The sequence below is a fragment of the Nocardia sp. NPDC056611 genome (assembly GCF_042792755.1).
GTDB lineage: Bacteria > Actinomycetota > Actinomycetes > Mycobacteriales > Mycobacteriaceae > Nocardia.
The window spans coordinates 509,779-534,375 of record NZ_JBHTVV010000003.1 but is presented as its reverse complement, the minus strand read 5'-3'; the positions used below and the strand labels follow the sequence as shown (position 1 = coordinate 534,375).

General features: G+C 70.4%; 19 protein-coding genes. 7 read left to right on the top strand and 12 right to left on the bottom strand.

Annotation, left to right across the window (positions count from 1 at the left end; translation table 11 throughout):
- The first annotated feature begins 122 nt into the window (after positions 1–122).
- Positions 123–1,661: a glycerol-3-phosphate dehydrogenase/oxidase gene (locus tag ACFRAQ_RS18895; protein ID WP_379101218.1), complete on the top strand. Its 1,539-nt coding sequence runs from the start codon at positions 123–125 to the stop codon at positions 1,659–1,661.
- Positions 1,662–1,916: 255 nt separating this feature from the next.
- Here the strand turns inward: ACFRAQ_RS18895 and ACFRAQ_RS18890 are convergent, their stop codons facing one another.
- The gene (locus ACFRAQ_RS18890) at positions 1,917–2,327 is read right to left on the bottom strand and encodes a hypothetical protein (RefSeq protein WP_379101216.1); all 411 of its coding nucleotides are present in this window, start codon (positions 2,325–2,327) and stop codon (positions 1,917–1,919) included.
- 290 nt (positions 2,328–2,617) lie between these two features.
- On the opposite strand from ACFRAQ_RS18890, the gene ACFRAQ_RS18885 reads away from it, so the two are divergent.
- Positions 2,618–4,216 (top strand): FHA domain-containing protein, encoded by a 1,599-nt coding sequence (locus tag ACFRAQ_RS18885; protein WP_379101214.1) that lies wholly within the window; start codon positions 2,618–2,620, stop codon positions 4,214–4,216.
- Between the two features lie 3 nt (positions 4,217–4,219).
- Here the strand turns inward: ACFRAQ_RS18885 and ACFRAQ_RS18880 are convergent, their stop codons facing one another.
- From ACFRAQ_RS18880 to ACFRAQ_RS18865, 4 genes are all read right to left on the bottom strand, one after another.
- Positions 4,220–7,360 carry an FAD-dependent oxidoreductase gene (locus tag ACFRAQ_RS18880; protein ID WP_379101212.1) on the bottom strand — a complete coding sequence of 1,047 codons (3,141 nt, stop codon included), beginning with the start codon at positions 7,358–7,360 and terminating at the stop codon, positions 4,220–4,222.
- A gap of 131 nt (positions 7,361–7,491) precedes the next feature.
- Positions 7,492–10,020 carry a protein kinase gene (locus ACFRAQ_RS18875; protein WP_379101210.1) on the bottom strand — a complete coding sequence of 843 codons (2,529 nt, stop codon included), beginning with the start codon at positions 10,018–10,020 and terminating at the stop codon, positions 7,492–7,494.
- Positions 10,017–11,642, bottom strand: a complete 1,626-nt coding sequence (locus ACFRAQ_RS18870) for a hypothetical protein (RefSeq protein ID WP_379101208.1) — start codon at positions 11,640–11,642, stop codon at positions 10,017–10,019. The genes ACFRAQ_RS18875 and ACFRAQ_RS18870 overlap by 4 nt, the downstream gene beginning before the upstream one ends.
- On the bottom strand, positions 11,639–11,995 hold the full coding sequence (locus ACFRAQ_RS18865; protein ID WP_379101206.1) for a hypothetical protein: 357 nt from the start codon (positions 11,993–11,995) through the stop codon (positions 11,639–11,641). Before ACFRAQ_RS18865 ends, ACFRAQ_RS18870 begins: the two co-directional genes overlap by 4 nt.
- A 28-nt stretch (positions 11,996–12,023) precedes the next feature.
- Between ACFRAQ_RS18865 and ACFRAQ_RS18860 the strand changes: the two genes are divergently transcribed.
- From ACFRAQ_RS18860 to ACFRAQ_RS18840, 5 genes are all read left to right on the top strand, one after another.
- Positions 12,024–12,155 (top strand): hypothetical protein, encoded by a 132-nt coding sequence (locus ACFRAQ_RS18860; protein ID WP_379101204.1) that lies wholly within the window; start codon positions 12,024–12,026, stop codon positions 12,153–12,155.
- A gap of 982 nt (positions 12,156–13,137) precedes the next feature.
- The gene (locus ACFRAQ_RS18855; RefSeq protein WP_379101202.1) at positions 13,138–15,441 is read left to right on the top strand and encodes an FdhF/YdeP family oxidoreductase; all 2,304 of its coding nucleotides are present in this window, start codon (positions 13,138–13,140) and stop codon (positions 15,439–15,441) included.
- Between the two features lie 13 nt (positions 15,442–15,454).
- The gene (fdhD, locus tag ACFRAQ_RS18850) at positions 15,455–16,267 is read left to right on the top strand and encodes a formate dehydrogenase accessory sulfurtransferase FdhD (protein WP_379101200.1); all 813 of its coding nucleotides are present in this window, start codon (positions 15,455–15,457) and stop codon (positions 16,265–16,267) included.
- A 102-nt stretch (positions 16,268–16,369) separates the two neighbouring features.
- On the top strand, positions 16,370–16,741 hold the full coding sequence (locus tag ACFRAQ_RS18845; RefSeq protein WP_379101198.1) for a nuclear transport factor 2 family protein: 372 nt from the start codon (positions 16,370–16,372) through the stop codon (positions 16,739–16,741).
- Between the two features lie 72 nt (positions 16,742–16,813).
- Positions 16,814–17,356 carry a hypothetical protein gene (locus tag ACFRAQ_RS18840; RefSeq protein WP_379101196.1) on the top strand — a complete coding sequence of 181 codons (543 nt, stop codon included), beginning with the start codon at positions 16,814–16,816 and terminating at the stop codon, positions 17,354–17,356.
- 175 nt (positions 17,357–17,531) lie between these two features.
- On the opposite strand, the gene ACFRAQ_RS18835 is transcribed toward ACFRAQ_RS18840, so the two are convergent.
- The 7 genes from ACFRAQ_RS18835 to ACFRAQ_RS18805 all read right to left on the bottom strand — a co-directional run bounded on the left by ACFRAQ_RS18835 (position 17,532) and on the right by ACFRAQ_RS18805 (position 24,516).
- Positions 17,532–17,669, bottom strand: a complete 138-nt coding sequence (locus tag ACFRAQ_RS18835) for a hypothetical protein (RefSeq protein WP_379101194.1) — start codon at positions 17,667–17,669, stop codon at positions 17,532–17,534.
- A 128-nt stretch (positions 17,670–17,797) separates the two neighbouring features.
- Positions 17,798–19,078, bottom strand: a complete 1,281-nt coding sequence (clpX, locus tag ACFRAQ_RS18830) for an ATP-dependent Clp protease ATP-binding subunit ClpX (RefSeq protein WP_357090239.1) — start codon at positions 19,076–19,078, stop codon at positions 17,798–17,800.
- Between the two features lie 310 nt (positions 19,079–19,388).
- Complete coding sequence (locus ACFRAQ_RS18825; RefSeq protein WP_357090241.1) at positions 19,389–20,063, bottom strand: ATP-dependent Clp protease proteolytic subunit; 675 nt, start codon at positions 20,061–20,063, stop codon at positions 19,389–19,391.
- A 37-nt stretch (positions 20,064–20,100) separates the two neighbouring features.
- The gene (locus ACFRAQ_RS18820) at positions 20,101–20,691 is read right to left on the bottom strand and encodes an ATP-dependent Clp protease proteolytic subunit (RefSeq protein ID WP_357090243.1); all 591 of its coding nucleotides are present in this window, start codon (positions 20,689–20,691) and stop codon (positions 20,101–20,103) included.
- Positions 20,692–20,927: 236 nt separating this feature from the next.
- Entirely contained in the window at positions 20,928–22,331 is a 1,404-nt protein-coding gene (tig, locus tag ACFRAQ_RS18815; protein ID WP_379101190.1) for a trigger factor, read from the bottom strand.
- Positions 22,332–22,581: 250 nt separating this feature from the next.
- Entirely contained in the window at positions 22,582–23,157 is a 576-nt protein-coding gene (locus ACFRAQ_RS18810) for an FKBP-type peptidyl-prolyl cis-trans isomerase (protein ID WP_379101188.1), read from the bottom strand.
- Between the two features lie 126 nt (positions 23,158–23,283).
- Entirely contained in the window at positions 23,284–24,516 is a 1,233-nt protein-coding gene (locus tag ACFRAQ_RS18805; RefSeq protein WP_379101186.1) for a hypothetical protein, read from the bottom strand.
- Positions 24,517–24,597: the final 81 nt, after the last annotated feature.

Genomic DNA, 24,597 nt, shown 5'->3' with positions numbered 1-24,597 from the left:
GGACGGTCTCGGCGGGGTCCGGAACGGGCGCCGGATCCGCGGACGGATCGGCCCTCCGGCGGCGCGACGCCACGGACTCACCCCCTATCCATCGACACCGCATCGCATCGAAAGGCCCTGACATGACCAGCAATTCGGATCGATCCAATTCCGCGCTCAATCGCGAGCGACGGCAGCGGGAACTGACCGCGCTGGGCGACGGGTCCGCGATCGACCTGCTGGTGATCGGCGGCGGCATCACCGGCGTCGGCGTGGCGCTGGACGCGGCGGCGCGCGGGCTGCGCACGGTCCTGGTGGAGAAGCACGACTTCGCGTTCGGCACCAGCCGGTGGAGCTCCAAACTGGTGCACGGCGGGCTGCGGTACCTGGCCAGCGGCGGGGTCGGGATCGCGCACGAGAGCGCGGTCGAGCGCGACATCCTGCTGACCCGCACCGCCCCGCACCTGACCCGGGCGCTGCCGCAGGTGGTGCCGCTGCTGCCGAGTATCGGCGCGGCGCAGAAGCTGCTGGTGCGCACCGGATTTCTGGCCGGGGACGTGCTGCGCCGGACGGCCGGGACCCCGGCGTCGGTGCTGCCGCGCTCGCGGCGGGTCGCGGCCGCGGAGGCGCTGCGGCTGGCCCCGACCGTGCGGCGGTCCGGGCTGCGCGGCGGATTGCTCGCCTGGGACGGGCAATTGGTGGACGACGCGCGACTGGTGGTGGCCATCGCCCGCACCGCGGCGCGGGAGGGCGCGACGGTGCTGACCCGGGTCGAGGCCGTCGACGTCACCGGCACCTCGGCCACGCTGCGGGACACGCTGACCGGTGAAACCCTGTCCGTGACAGCGCGTTCGGTGGTGAACGCCACCGGCGTGTGGGCCGATCAGGTGGATCCGAGCATCGAGCTGCGGCCCTCGCGCGGCACCCACCTGGTGTTCGACGCGGCCGCGTTCGGCGGCCTGACCGCCTCGCTGACGGTGCCGATCCCGGGCAGCACCAGCCGTTTCATCTTCGCGTTCCCGGCCGCGCACAACCGGGTGTACCTGGGCCTCACCGACGAGGAGGCGCCCGGCCCGGTGCCGGACGTCCCGCACGCCACCGACGGCGAGATCGACTTCCTGCTCGACACCGTCAACACCGTGCTGCGGGAGCCGTTGCGCCGCAGCGATATCCGCGGCAGCTTCGCGGGCCTGCGCCCGCTGCTGCGCACCGGGGACGACAGCACCGCCGACATCTCCCGCGAGCACGCGGTGCTGACCTCCCCCACCGGCGTGATCACCGTGGTCGGCGGCAAGCTCACCACCTATCGGAAGATGGCCGAGGACGCCGTGGACGCGGCCGTCGGGCACGCGCGGCTGTCCGCCGGGCCGTGCCGCACTCGCGCGCTGCCGCTGGTGGGCGCGGTCTCCGGTGCGGAGCGCGACGCCATTGAGGCCCCGCCGCGCCTGGTCGAGCGCTACGGCAGCGAGGCGGCCGCGGTGCTGGAACTGGCTCGCCAACATCCGACGCTGGCGACGGAGGTCGCCCCCGGCATGGATGTCACCGGGGCCGAATTCGCTTACGCCGTCAGCCATGAGGGCGCGCTGGACGAATCCGATCTGCTCGACCGCCGGACCCGGATCGGCCTGGTCGATACCGACCGCAAGGCCGCCGAACCGGCCGCGCTGGCCGCCTTCCTGTAGCTCCCACCCGCCGCCCGCGCGTCTGTGCCGGCCCCGCGTATGGGCGTTCTCCGGGAAATGCTCGTGGTCGTGGCCGCGACGGTCACCAGGCAGCGCGGCGGTCAGCCAGATACATTCGGCCGCCGACTGGAGACGCCGCGCCAGCCAGCCCGGCACACGGCGGTCGGTCAGACACCGCACGGCTGCCATCTAGGGATGGCGCGGCGACCAGCCAGGCACAACACGGCGGCCAGCCGGGGCGGGGCGGGGCGGCGGTCAGCCGGTGACGGCGCAGCCCGATCCGGTGGGCAGTCCGGTGCCGACCTGGATGTCGACGTAGGGGAAGACGTCCGGCGAGCCGGGGTGGCGCTGCCAGATCTGCAGGCGGTGCGGTCCGGGCGTGGTGGGGGTCCAGCGGGCCTGGGCCAGGGAGCCGGAGGGGTTGGCAACGGCGAAGGGGATGCTGTTGTCGTAGAAGACGACCGGGGTGACCGGGTCGTCGACGATCCCGTCGACGTCGTAGCTGCAACCGGTGCCGTAGTTGGTGGCCGGGCCGAAGCTGATGCCCGGGTCGATGCCGACCCGGGTGCCGGTGGCCCCGGCGGGAGCGGCCAGTGCGGCGAGCGCGGCGACGGCGGCGAGGGTGGCCGCCGAGGCGGTGGTGGTCCTGATGATCGAGCCCGTCATGGTTCGGTCCTCATCGGGTGCCGCCGGGGCCGACTGCCCCGGCACGATGCCTCGATCCTGGCCCCCGGATTGCGACTTCGGGCCGCATTGCCGCGATCCGCCCGATCACGTGTCGCCGCGAACGGCGGTGGAACGGGCCATGGGCACGGCTGTGAAACGGGCCATGCACGGCTGTGGAACAGGCCATAGGCACGGGCGTGGAACGGCCATATGCCACGGGTGTGGAACGGCCATATGCTTGGCTGCGATATTCCCAGCGCGGGGAGAGGTGCGGGGAGAGGGAGGCGCGCATGGGTCGGATTCCGACGACGGTCGGGGTGATACCCGGGGCCGGACTGGTCGCCCGGTTCGGAAGCGTGGTGATCGTCCTGCACGGCGAGAGCCCGTCCACGGACCGCATCCTCGGCGCGGCCGAGACCGCCGCGAACGCGGCCGACCCCGGCATGGCCATCGCCCAGCGCCTGGCCGCCACCGTCTTCACCAGCAGCACCGCCCAGCCTCCCGCCTTCGGTGTCGTCGCCCCCACCGCGGGCGGCATCCTGATCCTGCTGCGCGGCTCGGTCACCGCCACCGTCGACGGACCCGAAGGCCACCGCGTCCTCTCCGGCCGGCGCGCCATGACCTGGGCCGACGAGATCATTCAGGACCCGGTCCGCCGCCTCACCCTGTCCGCCGACGACGCGACCCGCGAAGCCCCGCACAGCGATCTGCGCGCGGGCGTCGTGCCCGGCGGCGGCGTAGTCGTGCACGCGCCCCTCTCCGGACTCCCGTCCCAGCGCGGCGGCGATTCGCCCGCGAAAGCCGCGCACGCTCCCGCACCCGACTTCGCTCCCCCACACCCGCGCTCGCCCGAGCATCGGCCCCCGACCGAATCCGGCCCGGCGACACAACATCCGTCCGGACCAGTCCTCACGTCCGGTCCCATCCCGGCGTCCGGTCCCACACCTGCGTCCGGTCCCATCCCGGCGTCCGGTCCCGCACCGGTGTCAGGGCCCGTCGGCGCGCCCGCACCTGCCACCGGGCACACACCGGCCCAGCACGGGGCCCCACCGCCGACGCAGCACGCGGCCACACCACCTGGTCAGCGCCCATCCACGCCGGCCACTCAGCGCGCGCCCGCGCCGCGCCCGGAACACCCGTCCACGCCACCCGCACAGCACGCCTCCGGGCCCGCTGCACCGCACGCACACGGGCCCGCCTCCGGCCCGAATGCCGATGTGACCCGGCGGGCTCCCACATCCGCGCAGTCGCACACCGGTTTCACCTCCGCTCCCTCGGCGGGTGCGGAAGCCGGTCGTGTGCAGCCGGTTTCCCCGTCAGCGTCGGATTCCATGCCCAAGGCCGCGCCGGTGTATCCCCGGAATGCGGCGACGACTCCGCGTGCCGGTGGTCCCGACCTGTCGAAGCAGTCCGCGGCCGCCTCGAGCACCGATGAGCGGCGCGATGATCGCCCGGATCCGGAGGATCAGCCGCCGACGGCCGCCTACGTGCCGGAGCCCGAGGTCGCCGAGACGCGGGCGGCGGGCGGTCCGCCGTCCACGTCCACGCTGGCGGGCCCGGGCGCCTCGCTCACGAGCGCGGAGGGTGAGACCTATCCGCTGGATCGCCCGTACGTGATCGGGCGCGATCCGATGATCGACGAGGCGGTGCGGCGGGCGGTGGCCTCGCCCATCGTGATCGCGCGCGACCGTCACGTGTCCCGGGTGCACGCGCGCGTGTTCATCGAGAAGGGGCAGGTGTTCGTGCGGGACGCGGGCACGCCGGGCGGCACCTATGTGGCGGCGCCCGGTGCGCCGGACTGGGTTCGGGTCGGTCAGCAGCCGATGGAGTTGAAGGCGGGCTGGAGCCTGCGGATCGGCGAGCGCATCCTCACCTACCGCACGGCGTGAATCTCAGTGCAGCGCTGACCAGTCCCCGTGCTGGAGGGCGTTGCGGGCGTTCGGCGGGATCGCGAGGCGGGCGCGGACGGCCTGTTGGGCGGCGGCCACATCGCCCGGATGGTGGCCGAGGACGATCGCGCCGACCACCCGGCCCTGGGACAGGATCAGGCGACGGTAGGAGGGCCGCGGCGACCCGTCGACGACGATCACCTCGTCGTGCCGTTCGGGTTCGACCCGGCCGATGCTGAACAGTTCCAGGCCGACGCCCTTGAGGATGGTGGCGGGTGTCTCCGCGGTGAGCACCCGTTGTCCGCCGAGCGCGTTGACGGCGGCGGCCTGCGCCTGTTCGGCCGCGATGGGCCACAAGCCGAGGACGCGGTCACGGTGTTCGGCGACGTCGCCGGCGGCGTACACGTCGGGCGCCGCCGTGCGCATGCGGTCGTCGACGAGAATTCCTCGGCGACATGGGATTCCAGCGCGCACGGCCAGGTCGGTGTTGGGCTTGATGCCGGTGGCGGTGAGGAAGACCTCGCACGGCAGGACGGTGCCGTCCTTCAACACGACGCCGCGCACCGGGTCGGCCCGGTGCCGGTCGGAACCACCCGGCCCGCCCGGCCCGCCGGGTCCGCCCGGCCCGCCGGGTCCGCCCGGCCCGCCGGGTCCTCCAGGTCCGGAATTGCCTGTCAAAGCGGCTGTTTCGGCCCGGTATCGGACTTCGATCCGGGCCCGGGTGAGGTGGTCGGCGACCATGGCGGAGGCGCGCGCGTCGAGTTGCTTGCTCAGCAGCCGGGAACCGCGCTCCAGCACGGTGACCCGTAAACCCAGCTGATGCAGCGCGTACGCGGCCTCGAGTCCGAGCAGGCCGCCGCCCGCGACCACGGCACGGGTACACGACCGCTGCTGGGCGTAGGCCCGAATATCGAGCGCGTCCCCCGCTTCCCGGAGCACGAAACTGCCCGGCCGGTGCAGGCCCTCGATGTCGGGCAGCGCGGCGGACGCGCCGGTGGCGAGGATCAGCCGGTCGTAGGGCAGCACATCGCCGGTACCGAGATGAACTCGCCGGGCACGTGGATCGAGGTGTGTGACAAGGGTATTGAGCCACGGCGTGATCCGGTGATCCTCGTACCACTGCTCGGGTTGCAGGTACAGCCCCTGCATGGCGGAGCGGCCGGGGATGAGCCGGGAGATGCCCATGCGGTTGTAGAAGTCGTGGGATTCCCGCCCGACCAGGTGGATCTCGCAGTCGGGGTGGCCGCGGCGCAGGAAGTCGGCGGCGGTGACGCCCGCGATGCCGGTGCCGATGACGACCAGGCTGACCAGGGAGCGGTCGAAGTGGGCGGGCCGGTCGCCGGGGGCGCGGCCGGGTTGCGGGGTGAGCGAGACACGCACGCCGCCTTCGTTGACGCGCGCGCAGCAGGCCATGCGGGTGTTGTCGGCGAATCCCAGTCGGCGCAGGGTGTTTTGCTCGTCGCCGGTCGGTGCGCACAGTTTCTCACCGCCGTCGAGAATGGCGACCGGGTCCGCGCCGCAGACGCCCATGCGACAGCCCGACTCCAGCGGCAGGTTCGCTTTCTCGGCCAGGTCGAGCAGGCTGACACCGATTTCGGCGGCCACGGTGCGGCCGTCGAACTCCACCGAAGCGCCCGGGGCCGTGGTCTTCTCGGCCTCGCGCGGGCGCGGGAACGGCAGCAGCACCGGTTCGGTGCGCGCGCCGGTGGTGAGCGCGTACTGGAGTTCGCCGACCCGGGTGCGGGCCAGGAACAGCAGCGTCGCCACCAGCACGAACAGGCTGATCGGCCACCGCAGCCAGGCCACTCCCCCGACCCCGGTGACGGTGGTGAACGCCCCGAGCAGCACCGGACCCGCGAACCAGTAGAAGCCGTTCAACGCGATGGCCGCGTACACCGCCGACAGCACGGCCGCGCTCACCCCGGTCAGCGCCTCGACCGCGAAGTAGACGCCCACCGCGACCAGCACGGCCGCCCCGAGCGCCAGATACCGTTGCGGCACAGCGACACCCGGATACCCGGCCAGCACCATGAATCCGAGGACGAATCCGGGCAGCGCGGCGGCGAACAGTTTGCGCGGCGCGCTCCAGCCAGGATCCGGGTCGGCCATATCGGCCTGGTAGGCGGCGCGCGGTTTGAAGTCGAAGCAGTTCTTGGCGCACCCCAGGCACGGCTGACAGTGGTTGTTGGCGATCGTCACGAACGGCGTCTGCCCGTAGGCGCGCTGCAAGGGGAACAGCGGGCAGATGCTGCTGCACCACCCGCTCTTGCCCTTGAACGCGATGCCGCCGGTGAATGCGGCCAGCAGCACGGTGGAAAGCACTATGCCCGTGGCGATTCCGCTGCGATCCAGTCCTGCCAGCCGGGATCCGGCGATGCCGAAGAACAGGCCGACCGCGATCAGATACCCGCGCTGCTGCAACCAGGCCGGTGCCGTCGCCCCGCGGGTGAAGCGCAGCAGCCGGGGCAGCTGATTGGTGGCCGCGAGCGGACAGGTGTTGCGCCACAGGCCCGGTGCGATCAGGAACAGCCCGGGCAGCAATGGCACCACGATCTTGAAGAACACGAACAACCCGCCCGCGGGCCGCACGAACAGCGTGACGATCAACGCCAGGTACGCGGTGATGCTCAGTACGCGCACGCCCTGCCAGACCCGCAGCGGGATCCGGCTGGGCAGTTCGGTGAAGGCGGGGAACAGGTTCCGCTGCCCGGTGGGGTCGAGGCCGAGGACCCGGTTGGCGACCGCCACCCAGCCGGGCGGCGGTGTGGGTTCGGCGCCGGGTGGCCGGGGAATCACACCGGAGGGCCCGAGCACGGTCTCGGATCCGTCGAAGCCTTCGGGTTCGGCGGTGGGCATGTGCAGCACCAGGATCTCGCAGCGTCCCAGCCGCACCACGTCGCCGGTCATCAGTTCGCGCCGCCCGGTCAATGCCACCCCGTTGACGGTGGTGCCGTTGCGGCTGCCCAGGTCGACCACGGACAGCGCGGTCGGTGTGGGCACCAGCCGCAGGTGCTGCCGGGACACCCCGCCGTCGGCGAGCACCTCGTGGCTGCCGTCGCGTCCGAACACGATGGGCCCGTCCAGCATGCGCCGCCGCGCGGGCCGTCCCCATTCGCGGATCTCGATGACCGGCCGACCAGCCATGCTCCCACCCCTTCCCCGGCGCGGCCGCCGATCGCGCCGCGCTCCTGCTTATATCGCCGATCTCCGGGCTCACCATTACCCTCGAGGCGCTTCGTCCCGCATCCGGCCGCGTTCGCGTCGGCCCGCGACCCTCAGGCGCGCTCCCGTAGTCGCTGCACCCGCACGTAGCGGTACCGTTTCCCGACCCGCCGGCACCCGGCCGCGAGCGCCAGTCCCGTCGCCGCACCGCCTGCGGCACAGGCGATCACACCGAGCAGGGTGGGTTCCCACCCGAGCAGCACCCACGCCGCGCCGACGGCCGCCACCCCCAGCAGTCCCACACTGATGGCCAACCCGACGGTCGACGCGAACCGGGCGCTCCCGCGTCGCAGCGTCCGCGCGTTCGATTCGGCATAGGCAGCGGCGAACAGCAGCAGCAATGCCAGCCCGACCCCGGTCGCCGTGGTGGTCGCGGGCTGCCGTGTCCGCACCCCGAATCGATAGGCGGCCGTCTCGGAACCATTGCGGGACAAGGACAATTCCCCGGTCAACCGTCCCGCCAGCACGTACCGGTTCACCGGCGCGGCCACGTCCCCGGCCCCACCGGCCAGCGCCGTCTCCGCGCCCCCGGCCCGCAGCCCGAGCACATTCACCGACAGCTTCGCGCCGTCGGCCGCCCCGCTCGACACCGTGATCGGCACCGGCTCGGACAAATCCAGCACCACGGTCTCCACGGCCGGATCGACCCCACCGATCCGCACCATTCCCACCGGTGGTGCCTCCCGCTCCACCGTCCCGATCCCGAGCACCGCCGCCCCGCCGGTCACCACCGCCAGCAGCCCCGCCACCAGGAACGGAACCCGAGGCGACGGCAAGTTCACGACCTGCTGCACCGGCACCAGATCCGCCCGCGCCACCTCCACCAGCCGCACCCCGCCGTGCTGGATCGGCTCCCGAGGCCGAATCCGCTCCAGCGGCGCCGTCGACCCCGGCCTGAACCCGCGACCCGACGGGTCGCGCACGTTCCCGTATCTGGCCGAAGTCCAGCCACCCGCCGAGCCATCGGCCCCGCCGGCAGCAGTAGTCCCCGCGGTACGTCCGGGAGGCATCCCCGCTCGGTCGCGGGGCGTTCCGCCACCTCCCTGCCCCGGACGCGGTCCCCCGGCGCCGGAACCACCGCGGCTCGCCGAAGGCATGCCTCCCCGGTCGATCGGCGGCATCGTTCCACCGCGACCGGGCGGGATCCCCGGTTCCTGCCCGGCCCGCATCGTCGGCGCGGACCCGCGATCGGCGGGAAGCGCCGCACGGGAAGCGTTCTCGGCGGCGCTCGTCGGCCCGAATCGTGTCGACGCCCCGTCCGCGCCGCTCGGCGATCGGCGCGTTTCTCCCGATGCCGCCGAGCCGCCGGTGGCGATATCGGGCGTCTGCTGCGACCGGATCGTTTGCGGCCCAGGTGTTGTCGGACCGGATCCGGCATCGCGAGTCCACACGCCCGGCGCCTGAGACCCGGGCTGCGAACCTCGCGGCGGTGTCGTCCGACCGGACGCGGACATCCCTGGGCCTGGTGGTGGTGTCACAGGGCCCGCAGGACGACCGGGCTCAGGCGGCATCCCCGGACCGGAACGCATCCCCGGGCTGGATCGTGTACCCGGGCCCGGCTGCCGTCCGAAACCGGGTTGCGGGGTGAAGGGATCCGGCTGCCCGTGCCCCGGAGGCGGGGTGTGCGGGCCGGCCGGTCCGCGGGGTCCGCCAGTCGCCGCCGCGATGATGGTGTCCGCGCCGATGACCGGGATGCCCACGGGGGTCAGCCAATTCGTGCCCCACAGGTGGGCGGCGGTCTCGGCGATGGCGATGCCGAAGGTCTCGGCGGTGTCGTAGCGCTCGGCCGGGTCGGAGGCGAGGCCGCGCATGACGGCTTCGGCGATGGGGTGGGGGACGAAGGGGGCGACCTCGGTGAGGGGGACGGGGTCGGAGTAGGCGTGGGCGAAGAGCAGGGCCAGCGCGTCGGATCCGGTCGGGAAGGGCAGGACGCCGGAGAGGAGCTGGTAGAGCATGGTGGCCAGGGCGTAGACGTCGGTGGCCGGCGAGAGCCCTTGGCCGCGGACCTGTTCGGGGGCGATGTAGGAGGGGGTGCCGATGATCTCGCCCGCCTTGGTGACCAGGGTGTCCTCGCCGCCGACGATCTTGGCGATGCCGAAGTCGGTGAGCTTGAGCGCCCCATTGGCGGCGAACATCAGGTTGGAGGGTTTGACGTCGCGGTGCAGGATGCCGCTGCGGTGCGCGGCGTCGAGTCCGGCCGCGCAGGACAGCGCGACCGCGACCGCGGCGGTGGCCTCGAATCCCGCGGTGATGAAACGGTTCTCGACGGTCCCGCCGGGCAGGTATTCGAGGACCAGCAGGCACAGGTCGTCGTGTTCGATGTAGTCGTAGACCGGCACCACGTGCGGGTGGTCGAGCGCCGCCATCATCCGCGCCTCGTCGACGAAGCGCCTTCGCACCTGCATGTCGTCGGCGAAATGCGGCGGGATCTGTTTGATGGCGACCCGCCGGTGCAGTCCCCGATGCACCCCGGCCAGCACCACCCCGCACCCGCCGCGCCCGATCTGCCCGCCGATCTCGTACCCGGGCAGCGCGGCCCGCACGCGCGCCACATCGGCGTCGCTGAGATTCCCCGCGCTCATCTCCCCGCACCCTCCGACCGGAATCCGGTCCCGCCGGGGTCACCGCGTAGCGTCGGCTCGTCGTCCGGATCGGACGTGCCGGGTCGTTGCACACCGGCCGGATACCCGGCGGTCTGCTCACCGGTTCCGGCCGGGGTGGTCCCGCCACCGGGCTTGCTGACGGGGGGCGGCCCGCCCGAGGGCAGCAGCGTCTCCGCGCCGACCTCCGGCCGCCCACCCGACTGCGGGGAATGCACCGTGGTAGTGGCGTTTTCGCCGGTGTCGGGCAGCATGGCGGAGGCCAGCGGCCCGCCGCCCGGGTACGCGCCGCCGAATCCGGACTTCGAGATGCGGGTCGTCTCACCGCTCTGGAACGCGGCGGGATCGGGCGTGGGCGCCGGGGCGGGACCGCCCGGGAAGACCCGCATCGGCCCGTGCGGCGCACCCGGTCCGGGCTGCGCCGCCGGGCCGGACCCGGCGGGCCCGTAGGGCACGAATTCCGTTGCCGCACCGGACGGCTGGTTCCGGATGTCCAGGTCGGGATAGGTGCCGCCCGGCCCGACCGGACGCAGGTCGCGGAAGGTGCCGCCGTACGGCGGATTCGGGCCCACCGGCGCGGCCTGGTGCTCCGGTTCGGGCGGGCCCGGGAACGGCATCGGCGCGCCACTCGCCTGGGGTGCGCCCACGCCGTGCTGCCCGCCGCCGAACGGCACACCCATCCCGCGCGGCGCGCCGATCCCGACGGGCGCACCGATACCGAGAGACGACCCGGACCCGGCGGGGAAGCCGCGGGCATCGAGTTCCTGTGCGGCGGCGAGATCTTCGGGATCGAGCCCGAGGTCGTCGGATTGCCGCGGTGTGGGCGAGAAGTACCCGGCGAGGAAGAACACGGCCGCCAGCGCCCCGGCCAGTGACAGCCACAGCACGGCGCCCGGCACCCACCACCGGGCCACCGACCCGGTGAACCCGATCATCAGTCCGATGCCGAGGCCGGGTGCGAGCAGCCGCAGCCCGCGCTGCCAGCGGTTAGCCGAGAGCCGGTGGCGCGCAACGGTCAAGGCCGCGTCGGCGATGGCGAGTCCGGTCAGGACGGCGATGATGATCCCGAACAGTCCGTACACCGAGGCCAGCGACCCGCGCACGTCGACGACGGTGTGGACGGCGGCCAACGGCTTTCCGTCCTGGCCGATGAGAGTCAGGTCGGAGCCGATCAGCCCGGTCGCCTGCCCGTCCAGTCCGGCCGGATCCAGCCGGTAGGTGAGCTTCTCGGTCTTGCCCGCCCCCACCGTCAATTCGACTGTCGTGGAATAGGAGTAGAAGTTCAGCCCCAGCACGTGCCCGGCGAGGTCGACCCGCCGGATCGATACCGAACCGGACGACTTGTTGGTCACCTCGACGACGACCAGCGACACCTTCTTGGGATCCAGGCGCACCGGATTCCCGGCGTCCACGCCGCCGATGGCCCGCCCGTCCAGCGTGGCGGTCGCGCTGACCCCGCCCGCGGCGCTCGCGGGCGGGGCCGCGAACGGTAGTGCGGCGACCGCGAATACGACCGCGGCCAGACAGGCGTACACCGCCCGGCCCGGTCCCCGCGTGCTTCGGGCACCGCGCGCGGTGAGCGGCGGTGCGGTGCGTTCGTTCATCGGGGCCTCCGTGCCGGGAGATGGGAGATCATCCGGTGGCCGTAGAACCAGCCGCCGATGAGCAGGAAGAACACCAGCACCGTCATGGTCGCCGCGCCGCCGCCGACCTGACTGACCAGCACGATGTCCAGGGGCGCGGCCAGTTTCCGGCCGCACTCCGCGGTCACCTCGTGCTGACCGATCTCGGTCCCGCCGGTGGTGAGGGTGGCCTGGAACCCGCCGTCGGCGCCGGCGGTGGTGTCGGCCGCGGCGGCCCCGCCGATCGAAAGCCGCACCGCCGCACCGGGATCACACCCGCTGCCACTGGCCAGCACGGGCGCGCCGGGCGGGACCGCGGGCGGATCGATCCGCAATCCGGAAACCTGCGGAGCGACTGGCGGCTTGGTCTCGGTGGTCGGCGGTGTGGTGTCGGTCGTCGGGGGCGGTGTGGTGGTTGTCGTGGGCGGCGGTGGCGGCGCCGCGGTCGTCACCGAGGTGATGGGTGGCGGATTGACGCCACCGGTGGCGCATTGACCGTTCGGGGGCTTGACCGAACCGTCGGGACATCTCGGCGGCTGGGTGGCTGGGCAGTCGCCGTTCGCCGGTTTGACCGATCCGTCCGCGCACGTGATCGGCGGATTCGTGGTGGGGCAGTCACGATTCGGGGGTTTGGTCGAACCGTCCTTGCAGGTCACCGGTGGCGGACAGGTGCTTCCGGCGGGTTTGGTGGTGCCGTCCGAACATTTCTCGGGTGTCGGACACGACCCACCGGCCGGCTTCCAGGATCCGTCCGGGCACCGGGTCGGGCATTCTCCGGTCGCGGGTTTCTGTGAACCATCCGGGCAGGTCGGGTGTTTAGGGCACTCGCCACTCGGCGGCTGCACCGAACCGTCCCAGCAGTACGTGGCTTGCTTCGACGGGCACACGCCGGACGCGGGTTTCAGGGTGCCGTCATCGCAGTACACGGGCTTGTTGCAGTCGGTGCCGCAGCCGTCGCGGGTGCCTGTGTCGTCACAGCTGTGGCCGCACTGCTGCTTCTTGCTGTCGCCGCCGCAGTTCTCGGCGACGGCGCATCTCGGTGGATTCGTCGTGGTAGGTGCGACTTTCACCGGCGGGCCGCCCTGGGGTGCGGGCTGCGGGACGGTGGTGGTGATCGGCGCCGGGGCGCTGATTCCCGGTTTGGCCCAACCGATTCCGGCCGGGAGCCCGAGCGCTAGCAGCGCTGCGAGCAGGAGAACAAGGTGTAAGGTCCGGGGTGAAAATCTCACCGCGCGGGCCAGTTTCGCGTGCCGGTCCCCACCAGCACGCCGAGTGGAATTCAGTGAAGTATTCATTCGGCGTGACCTCGCTTGTTCGATGGTAAGGCCAACCGCGCCCCCGCCGCCCTGTCTATCGCTGTGGTGATCACGCCCGTTCACACTCGGGACCGACCGGTCCGCTGGGTCTCGGGTGCCGCGCCCTACGATGGCGATGACCGACTGGGACGCTCCATCGCGCCGAGAGGACAATCGTCACCATGCATCGAGCCGCGCCTGTGAGCGATATCGACGAGTCCGCGCTCCAGGTCACCGCTCCGAAGACCGAGGCCGCGGGCGTCAAGGCGGTCACCGTCGCCCTGGAGCGCGCGGTCGAGGAGATGGGCGTGGTGCGCACCGCGCGCACGCTGGCCCGGGTGAATCAGCGCCATGGCTTCGACTGTCCGGGATGCGCCTGGCCGGAACCGACCGGTCGGCGTCGCCCCGCCGAGTTCTGCGAGAACGGCGCGAAGGCCGTCGCCGAGGAGGCGACCCTGCGCACCGTCACCCCCGAGTTCTTCGCCGCGCACTCCCTCGACGACCTGGCCGCCAAGTCCGGCTACTGGCTCGGCCAGCAGGGCCGCCTCACCCATCCGATGGTGCTGCGCGAGGGCGACACCCACTACTCCCCCATCGCCTGGGACGACGCCTACCGCCTGATCGCCGACGCCCTGCGCGGCCTGGACTCCCCCGACGAGGCCGTCTTCTACACCTCCGGCCGCACCGCCAACGAGACCGCCTTCCTCTACCAGCTGCTGGTCCGCGCCTACGGCACCAACAATCTGCCCGACTGCTCGAACATGTGCCACGAGTCCTCGGGCACCGCCCTGGTCAGCTCGATCGGCATCGGCAAGGGATCGGTCACCATCGACGACTTCACCCAGGCCGACCTGATCATCGTGGCCGGGCAGAACCCCGGCACCAACCACCCCCGCATGCTGTCGGCGCTGGGTGAGGCGAAGGCGCACGGCGCGACCGTGATCGCGGTCAACCCGCTGCCCGAGACCGGACTCATCGGCTTCAAGGACCCGCAGACCGTCAAGGGCTTCACCGGCGGCATCAGCATCGCCGACGACTTCCTGCAGATCCGCCTGGGCGGCGATATGGCCCTGTTCCAGGGCCTGGCCAAGCTGCTGTTCGACGCCGAGGACCGCGCACCCGGCACCGTGGTGGACCGTGCCTTCGTGGACGCGCACACCGCGGGCTTCGCCGACTACGAGAAGCACATGCGCGCCGTCGATCTCGACACGGTCGTCGAAGCCACCGGGCTCACGCGCGAAGACCTCGACCGCACCGCGCGACTGCTCGCCGAGTCGAAGTCGACCATCATCTGCTGGGCCATGGGCCTGACCCAGCAGGTGCACGGCGTCGCCACCATCGAGGAGGCCACCAATCTGCTGCTGCTGCGCGGCATGATCGGCAAGCCCGGCGCGGGCGTCTGCCCGGTGCGCGGCCACTCCAACGTGCAGGGCGACCGCACGATGGGTATCTGGGAGAAGATGCCCGAGCCGTTCCTGGCCGCCCTGGACCGCGAATTCGGCATCACCAGCCCCCGCACCCACGGCTTCGACACCGTGAACGCCATCCGCGCCATGCGCGACGGCCGCGGCAAGGTGTTCTTCGGCATGGGCGGCAACTTCGTCTCCGCCACCCCCGACACCGAGGTCACCGAGGCCGCGCTGCGCACGTGCGCTCTCACCGTGCAGGTTTCGACGAAGCTCAACCGCAGCCACGTCGTGCACGGACGCACCGCGCTGATCCTGCCGACGCTGGGCCGCACCGACGCGGACGTCCAGGACGGTGTGCGCCAACAGGTTTCGGTCGAGGACTCCATGTCCATGGTGCACCTGTCGACCGGTCGCCTGACCCCGGTCGGCGATCAGCTGCGCAGTGAGGTCGCCATCGTGTGCGAGCTCGCCCAAGAGTTGTTCGGACCCGAGCACGAGGTCCCGTGGGGCGTGTTCCGCCGCGACTACGACCGGATCCGCGACGCCATCGCGCAGGTCGTGCCCGGCTGCGCCGACTACAACGCGAAGGTGCGCGGCCGCAACGGATTCCAGCTCCCGCACCCGCCGCGCGACGCCCGCGAGTTCCGCACCGCCACCGGCAAGGCCAATTTCGCGGTCAACGATCTGCACTGGCTGCCCGTCCCCGCGGACCGCCTCATCCTGCAGACCCTGCGCAGCCACGACCAGTACAACACCACCATCTACGGCCTCGACGACCGCTACCGCGGCATCCAGAACGGCCGCCGGGTGGTGCTGGTCAACCCCGCCGACATCACCGCGCTCGGATTCACCGAGGGCGACCTGGTGGACGTCGTCTCCGAGTTCCAGGACGGCACCGAGCGCAGCGTCGCCGGGTTCCGCCTGGTCGGCTACCCGACCCCGCGCGGCAATGCCGCCGCCTACTATCCGGAGACCAACCCCTTGATCCCCCTGGACCACGTCGCGAAACGCTCCAACACGCCCGTCTCCAAGGCGGTCACCATCCGTTTCGAACCGCACACCCACGTCACCGCATGAACCGGGGCCCCGCATGAGCCGAGTCACCGCACGTCGCCGCACGCTGCGCATCTCCCCGAACGGCACCATCACCCGGCCGGACACCCTGGCCGTCGAGGAGCCGCTGGAGATCCGCACCGGCGGGCAGTCGCTGACGGTCACCATGCGGACCCCGGGCGCGGACATCGATCTGGTGCACGGCTTCCTCTACGCCGAGGGCGTCATCGACACGGCCGAGGACATCGTCAGCGCCCGCTACTGCGCGGGCACCGACGAGAACGGGCAGAACACCTACAACGTCCTCGACATCCAGTTGCGGAATCCGGTTCCGATCCAGCCCAGGCCGTTCCTGACCAACAGCTCGTGCGGCCTGTGCGGGAAGACGGCCCTGGACGAGGTCCGGACCCGCATCCGCTACGAGATCCCGGCGGGCGCACCGCGCATCGATGTGCACACCCTCGCCAAGCTCCCGGACGAACTCCGTTCCCGCCAGCAGGTTTTCGACGCCACCGGCGGCCTGCACGGCGCGGGTCTTTTCACCGCGGACGGCGAGGCCGTGGCGGTGCGCGAGGACATCGGCCGGCACAATGCCGTGGACAAGCTGGTCGGCTGGGCCCTGCGCGAGAATCGGCTCCCCGCAAACGATCTCATCCTCATGGTGAGCGGACGGGCCTCCTTCGAGCTGGTCCAGAAGGCCGTCATGGCGGGCATTCCGGCGCTGGGCGCGGTGTCGGCCCCCAGCTCGCTGGCGGTGGATCTGGCCGCCGATTCCGGCCTGACCCTGGTCGGTTTCCTGCGCGGTGAAACCATGAACGTCTACACCGGCGAGGACCGCATCGCACTGTGATGCCCATGGTGTTCCACAGGGTGAGGCAGCGGGGTCCTTTCCGCCGCTCCGGCTGCTAGTCTCCGCAATAGAACACGTTTCAATTCTGATGGGAGAACCCCTATGGCAGCGCAGCCCCGGGATGTCGTGGAGCAGTACGTGAAGCTGGTCGCGACCGGCCCGACCTCGGCGATCCTCGACCTGTACGCCGAGGACGCCGTGATCGAGGACCCGATCGGCAGCCCCGAGCGTCGTGGCCACGAGGCCATCGGCGAGCTGTACAAGGCGCTGGAGAACCTCGAGCGCGAGACCGAGCTGCACACCGTCAAGGTGGCCGGCAACCACGTCGCCGCCCACTTCACCCTGGTCACCGTGACCAACGGGCACCGCATGACCCTCGCGCCCATCGACGTGATGGAGCTGAACGACGAAGGCAAGATCATCAAGATGCGCGCCTACTGGGGTCAGGACGACCTGAAGATGGAGCAGATCTAGCCACAGGCTTGCCCCTCACCCCCGCCCGAATTACGGTGACAGCACAGTGATTCGGCGAGGGTGGGAGGGCCTGTGCGGATCTCGTTGCGTGGCACCGGTGACGGGGTGCGGATCAGCATGCGGCTGGAGATCAACCGGCGGCGCTGGATCGCCCTGCTCATCATGCTGGGGGTGCTCACCGCGACCGGCCTGGTCACCGGACTGTGGGCGGTGATCGCCCCGGAATCGTTCTACGACAGCTATCCCGGATTCGGGCTGCACTGGGTGCGCGCCGACGGGCCCTACAACCATCACCTGGCCGCCGACGTCGGGGCCTTCTTCCTCGCGCTGGGCGCCATCTCCGCGGCCGCGCTCTACTACCGCGACAGCGTCATCGCCCGGGTCTCGGGACTGGGCTGGCTGGTCTTCGGCCTCCCCCATTTCCTCTACCACGCCTTCCACCGGCCGGACGCGCTCAGCGGCCTCAGCTACGGCCTGTCGCTCTTCGCCGCCCTGCTGCTCCCGGCGCTCGCCCTGGCCGTTCTGCTGGTCGCCCCGCGCGAGCGTTTCCCGGTGCCGGAACCGGCCCCCTTCACGTTCAAATTTCCCGGCCGCGGCAGCACGTCCCAGCGATGAGTTCTCCGCGGTCGCGCCGTCGTAACAGGTGACCCGAACACACCGATTTTCTGAGTAGCGGAGTAAAGGTTCAACGGCGAACCACGGAGGATCAACGGCGATTCTCGCAGCGGGCGCGATCGGCTCCCACCGACCGTCACCGACTCCATCGGCGCAGGGGAGGGCGCGTGGACAACTACACCGAATCGACGACCTGGACCTGACAGCGAATTCCCCGGGCATTCGCGAGACGCTCCAACGCTTCGACCGCCCGGTCGGCACGCTCGCGAGCGATCTTGCCCGCCGCGAGCAGCCGCCGGACCACCAACATCACCTCGACCCTCCCATGCCGAGGGCTTGGACAACAAGAAAACCGGCTCCGCGAGAGGAATTCTCGCGGAGCCGGTTTCGCTCGTAGCAGGGGTTTCAGGGGAAGCCCCTGAGAGCCCGAGAGTTGTTCTGTTACGCCGACTTCTCGCGGCGCTCGGGCGCGGAGCGCTTGCGCGGCACGATGGTCGGCAGCACATTGTCGTTCACCGTGTCGGCATTGACGACCACCTTGGCCACGTCATCCCGGCTGGGGATGTCGTACATGACCGGGAGGAGCACTTCCTCCATGATGGCGCGCAGACCGCGGGCGCCGGTGCCGCGCAGGATCGCCTGATCCGCAACGGCTTCCAGGGCGTCCTGGGTGAACTCCAGATCCACGCCGTCCATCTCGAACAGGCGCACGTACTGCTTCACCAGCGCGTTCTTCGGCTCGGCCAGAATCCGGACCAGGGATTCCTTGTCCAGGTTGGTGACCGAGGCGACGACGGGCAGACGGCCGATGAACTCGGGGATCAGACCGAACTTGATCAGGTCCTCGGGCATGACCTCGGCGAAGTGGTCGGCGGTGTCGATCTCGGCCTTGGACCGGACCTCCGCGCCGAAACCGATGCCGCGCTTGCCGACCCGGTCCTGCACGATGCGCTCCAGGCCGGCGAAGGCGCCCGCCACGATGAACAGCACGTTCGTGGTATCGATCTGGATGAATTCCTGGTGCGGGTGCTTGCGGCCGCCCTGCGGCGGCACCGAGGCCTGGGTGCCTTCCAGGATCTTCAGCAGCGCCTGCTGCACGCCCTCACCGGAGACGTCACGGGTGATGGACGGGTTCTCCGACTTGCGGGCGATCTTGTCGACCTCGTCGATGTAGATGATGCCCGTCTCGGCGCGCTTGACGTCGTAGTCGGCGGCCTGGATCAGCTTGAGCAGGATGTTCTCGACATCCTCACCGACGTAGCCGGCCTCGGTCAGCGCCGTGGCGTCGGCGATGGCGAACGGCACGTTCAGCATCTTCGCCAGCGTCTGCGCCAGGTAGGTCTTGCCACAACCGGTGGGGCCGAGCATCAGGATGTTGGACTTGGCCAACTCGACCGGTTCACCCCGGGAGTCGCGGCCCTTGTCGCCCGCCTGAATGCGCTTGTAGTGGTTGTAGACCGCCACCGCGAGCGTCCGCTTCGCGGAATCCTGCCCGATCACGTACTGCTCCAGGAAGTCCCGGATTTCCGCGGGCTTGGGGAGTTCGTCGAGCTTGACCTCGCTGGATTCGGCGAGCTCTTCCTCGATGATCTCGTTGCACAGGTCGATGCACTCGTCGCAGATGTACACCCCCGGTCCCGCAATGAGCTTCTTGACCTGCTTCTGGCTCTTTCCGCAGAACGAGCACTTCAACAGATCGCCGCCATCACCGATGCGCGCCATCTCCTGGGTCCCTACTTCCTTGTCCGCGTGCAACCGTCTGTCCCCGGTTGCCGGCGAGCTGCCTTCTTCGAGCGTATGCCGCGACCCCTGATTTTGCGGATCCGGCGATTCGGCTGTCTATCCAAACCTGATTTCGAACGAAGAGCAGAGCCGACAACCACGAGCAAAGGTCCCTAGAGTGACCGTACCCGTTTCGCGTGACCGAGGTCGACAACTTGGGCACGTTTCTCGCCGGACATGTGCGTGGACTCACCTCTGCCCGGGTGGCGGGGACGTTCGCGGCGCGCCGCTACCCCGCCACCCACCCAGCTCACTTCTGGGCGCTGAGCTTGCGGTACTCGAACACCGTGTCGACGATCCCGTAGCCCTTCGCCTCTTCGGCGGTGAGGATCTTGTCGCGGTCGGTGTCCTTGCGGATGACGTCCGAGTCCTTGCCGGTGTGGCGCGCCAGCGTGGTCTCCATGAGGCGACGCATGCGCTCGATCTCGGCGGCCTGGATCTCGAGGTCGGAGACCTGGCCCTGAATACCACCGGACGTGGACGGCTGGTGGATCAGGATGCGGGCGTTCGGCAGCGCGGCGCGCTTGCCGGGAGCGCCGGCCGCGAGGATGACCGCGGCGGCCGAGGCGGCCTGGCCCAGGCAGACGGTGGCGACGTCGGCGCGCACGTACTGCATGGTGTCGTAGATGGCCATCAGCGCGGTGAACGAGCCGCCGGGCGAGTTGATGTACATGGTGATGTCGCGGTCCGGGTCCTGGGACTCGAGCACCAGCAGCTGCGCCATGATGTCGTTGGCGGAGACATCGTCGACCTGGTTGCCCAGGAAGATGATTCGCTCCTCGAACAGCTTGTTGTACGGGTCGGAGGTCTTGACGCCGAAGCTGGTCTGCTCGGTGAACTGCGGCAGGATGTAGCGCGACTGCGGCAGGTTACCGGCGGCGGCGAAGGTGATGCCCGCGGCCCGCGGATCGATCATGTTGGACATAAACGTCTCTCCAAAGTCTGTGTGGTGGGCTGCGGAACTACTTGCTGCTGCTGCCGTTCGCCTGGCTGGCGTGGGTGACCACATGGTCGATGAAGCCGTAGTCGAGCGCCTCGGCGGCGGTGAACCAGCGGTCGCGGTCGGCATCGGCGGTGACCTGCTCGATGGACTTGCCGGTGTGCTGGGACTGCAGCTCGTTCAGCTCACGCTTGGTGTAGGCGAACTGCTCGGCCTGGATCGCGATGTCGGCGGCCGAACCACCGAGACCGGCCGACGGCTGGTGCATCATGATCCGCGCGTGCGGCAGCGCGTAGCGCTTGCCCTTGGTGCCCGCGGCGAGCAGGAACTGGCCCATGGAGGCGGCCAGACCCATACCGACGGTGCGGATGTCGCATTCGGCGAACTGCATGGTGTCGTAGATGGCCATGCCGGCGGTCACCGAACCACCCGGGGAGTTGATGTAGAGCGAGATGTCCTTGGTCGGGTCCTCGGCCGTCAGCAGCAGGATCTGCGCGCACAGCTTGTTGGCGATGTCGTCGTCGACCTGAGTGCCCAGGAAGATGATGCGCTCGCGCAGCAGGCGCTCGTACACCGAATCACTGAGGTTCAGACCAGCAGTCGCGGATGTCATGCGCACCCCTGCCTGATGAATTGTCACGGATACCTGCCCTCTCTCAACGGCTCGGTTAACAAGCCCCTACTGATTCGCTGACACAAACCCTAACGAAGCAGGGCGGCACCGAACTCCCGGTACCGCCCTGCTTCGCTCACAGCGCAAACTTACGTCAACGCTTCGCGTTCCGGTGTACGGGGGTTCTCGGGGGTGTCATCCCGAGAACCCCCGTACACAGGGGTGAGATGAAATTCTTACTTGGCCTCGGCCTCGGCGGCCTCGGTGGCGTCGGCGACGCTCGCCAGCTCCTCGGCGGAGACCTCCTCGGCCTCGTCGGCCGGGTTGCCGAACATCTCGGCGGTGTCCACGGTGTTGCCGGCGGTGTCGGTGACGGCCGCCTGGACCACGACACCGGCGAGGGCCTTGCCGCGGCGCACGTCGGCGAAGACGGCGCCGAGCTGACCGGCCTGCTGGATCTGCTGGATGAACTGGTCCGGGCTCATGCCGTAGCGCTGCGCCTGGAAGGTGATCCGCTCGTACAGCTCGTCCTGGCCGACCTGGGTGTTCTCGGCCTCGGCGACGGCGTCCAGCAGCAGCTGGGTCTTGACCGACTTCTCGGCGGCCTGCTTGGTGTCGGCCTTGAACTCCTCGAGCGAGGAGCCCTGCGCCTCGAGCGCCTCGGCCAGCTTGGACTCGTCGTGGTCGAAGCCGTGGACGGCGTCGTGCTCGACGGCGTCGATCTCGGCCTTGACGACGCCCTCGGGCAGCGGGATCTCGACGGTCTCGAGCAGCTGCTCGAGCACCTTGTCGCGGATCTCGCCGGCCTGGGTGACCTTCTTGACGCGCTCGACGCGGGTCTTGAGGTCTTCCTTCAGCTCGTCGATGGTGTCGAACTCGCTGGCCAGCTGGGCGAACTCGTCGTCGGCCTCGGGCAGCTCGCGCTCCTTGACCGACTGCACGGTCACGGTGATGACGGCTTCCTTGCCCGCGTGCTCACCGGCGACCAGCTTGGAGGTGAAGTCCTTGGACTCGCCCTCCTTGAGGCCGATCAGGCTCTCGTCCAGGCCCTCGATGAGCTGGCCGGAGCCGACCTCGTGGGACAGGCCGGTGGTGGAGGCCTCCTCGACGGCTTCGCCGTCGACGGTGGCGGACAGGTCGATGGAGACGAAGTCGCCGTTCTCGATGGCCCGCTCGACCGCGGTCAGGGTGCCGAAGCGCTGACGCAGCGACTGCAGCTGCTCGTCGATGTCGGCGTCGGTGATCTCGATCGGGTCGACCTCGACCGTGATGTTCGAGAAGTCCGGCAGCGAGATCTCCGGGCGGATGTCGACCTCGGCGGTGAAGGCCAGTTCCTGGCCGTCCTCGATCTTGGTGATCTCGATCTCCGGCTGACCGATGACCTTCACCTCGGTCTCGATCACGGCTTCGCTGTAGCGCTTGGGCAGCACGTCGTTGACGACCTGCTCCAGCACGGCGCCACGGCCGACGCGGGCCTCGAGAAGCTTGGCCGGCGCCTTGCCCGGACGGAAGCCGGGGATACGGATCTGCTGCGCGAGAGCCTTGTAGGCGCGGTCGAAGTCCGGCTTGAGCTCCTCGAAGGGCACCTCGACATTGATGCGGACCCGAGTCGGGCTCAGCTGCTCGACGGTGCTCTTCACGGACATGCTCCTTGTTCGTTGTTCATGGTTGACGTCTAGGTTCCCCCCGAACGCATCCCGACCAGGTTAGTCGAACGCGATTCCGACCACGCAATCGGATGCGTAGCGGACCTGACGACTGATCTGGTGCCGACCGGGGTAACTCCCCGGGTACGCCCGAAACCCGGCCCGGCACCCGACCGGCGGCCCGGTGCGGGGCGGATCGGCACCTAACGACCGGCAAAAGTCGCGGGGTGGCGGGGGAGCTATCTCAGCTACCGACCTTGACGGCGTCGGTCACGAAGACCAGCGTCTCGCCCGGCTTCATGCCGCTCGGCGGGCGGTCGCCGTAGCCGAGGGCGGGCGGGATGATGAGCAGGCGGCGGCTGCCCTCCTGGATGCCGACCAGGCCCTGGTCCCAGCCCTTGATGACCTGGCCCGCGCCCAGCGTGAGGGGCAGCGGCTTGCCGCGGTCGAAGGAGCTGTCCAGCTTCTTCTGGTTGGACCAGGTGATCAGCGTGTAGTTGGTGCTCAGCTTGTCCCCGGCCTTGGCCTCGGGACCACTGCCCACGACCAGGTCCTTGGTGATGAGCTCCTTGGGCGGATCGCAGTCGGCGGGCAGCGTGATGGTCGGCGCGGTTCCGAAGCCGCCGTCCACCTTGATGTCCTCGGCGGTGCACTCGCGGCCCTTGCTCGCGGCCGTGGTGGCGGCCGCGCTGGTCGTGGCGGCGGCGGTCGTCGTCGTGGTCGACGACGCCTTGTTGTCGCTGCTGCCGCCGCAACCGGCCGCCAGCATCATGGCGGCCGCGACCGCACCGATCACACCGACCTTGCCCACCAAGCGCATTCCCGCTCCTGTCCGTCCAGTCCGGTTGCCGCACAGATTGCGACGCCGCGCCGAACCTACACGGCTTCGGGCGGTCGAGCCGGTCGGGGCGCGCCCGCAAGGGTTTCGGCGGCGCGCCGGGCATGGTCAGCGGGCGGTGACGAGGACGGCGTATTGGGCCGCGGCCATCTGGTGAACCGCCGGTTCGGTGGGGCCGGACACCGAGGCCAGATAGCGACCGTCCAGTACCAGGCAGGTGTATTCGGGGTGCGGCGCGGCGTCGGCATCGCGCAGGCAGACGGCTTCCGGAACGCCGCCGGGCGCGGAGACGACGGTTCGGGTGGCGGTCGGCTCCGAGAGCCGCTGCAGCGCGTGCCGGGCGCCGACGGCGTCGGAAAAACGCAGCAGCCGTGTGGAATCCGTGACGGCTGCGGCCTGCACCGGGAGGCCGGCCTCGCCGGGACGGTTGATCAGCTGGCCGGCGACGACCGGGCCGTAGACGACTCCGGTGGCGCGCCGTGGGCCGCCCCAGCCCGCGATGAGGCCGTATTCGTCCTGGAACAGCGTGGGATACGGCCACCGTCCGGGTTCGGCGGGCAGCAGGCGCGACAGCATGCCGTCCGGATCGAGGGAAAGCGCCGGAAGCGCCTCGGGCGCGGTGGCCGTGAAGGCGTCCAGCCGTGGGAGTTCCGCGTCGAGGGCGCGAGTCGCCAGCGCCTTCATGGCGGCGCGGTCGGTGGCCGGATCGACGATGTACAGGCTCACCACATAGGGGCCGTGGGCGAGCGTCACCGCCATGGTCGGGACACGTGGCCGCCAATGTCCATGTGTCGCAAAGTATTCGGGGAACGGGACCGTGACATTGTCGCGATTGACCGCGGCGTCGGCGGCGTCGATCTCGCGGGCGGTGTCGATGGCGGCCATCGGGTCGTGCATGCGCAGGACCGTGATGCGCAGTCCGGTGGCCGCGCCCTCCGTCGGGCTGCCGCTCGGATCGTCGGTGCCGCCGATGCTGAATCCGGCCAGCATGCCGTGCGCGGTGAGAGTGGGCCGGGTCGCCTCGGCGAGGATGCCGACCGCGTCCGTCGGCGTCGGCACCGGGATGGCCGAGACCTGCGACAGCGCGGGATCGACGGCGCGGGGCGAGACAACGGCGTCGGCCATGCGCACCGATTCCAGCAGCCGCGCATAGGTTTCGCCGGTGTCCCGGGGCACGTCGAGCGGTCGACCGCTGTAGCCGCCCAGATCCAGTGCGCGCAGTTCCGGTGTCGCCGCTCGCGGTACGCCCGCGATGGCGCAGGCGCTCACCAGCACCGCGATGGACACCAGTGGGATTCGTCCGGCGTGGCCCCGCCGGTTCATCGGATCGTCTCGGCGCATCCCGCCACCCCCGTAGCCGCTCGATTCCGAGTGTGGGTGCACCGGTTACCCGCGACAACCGATTATCGGGACATCGCGACC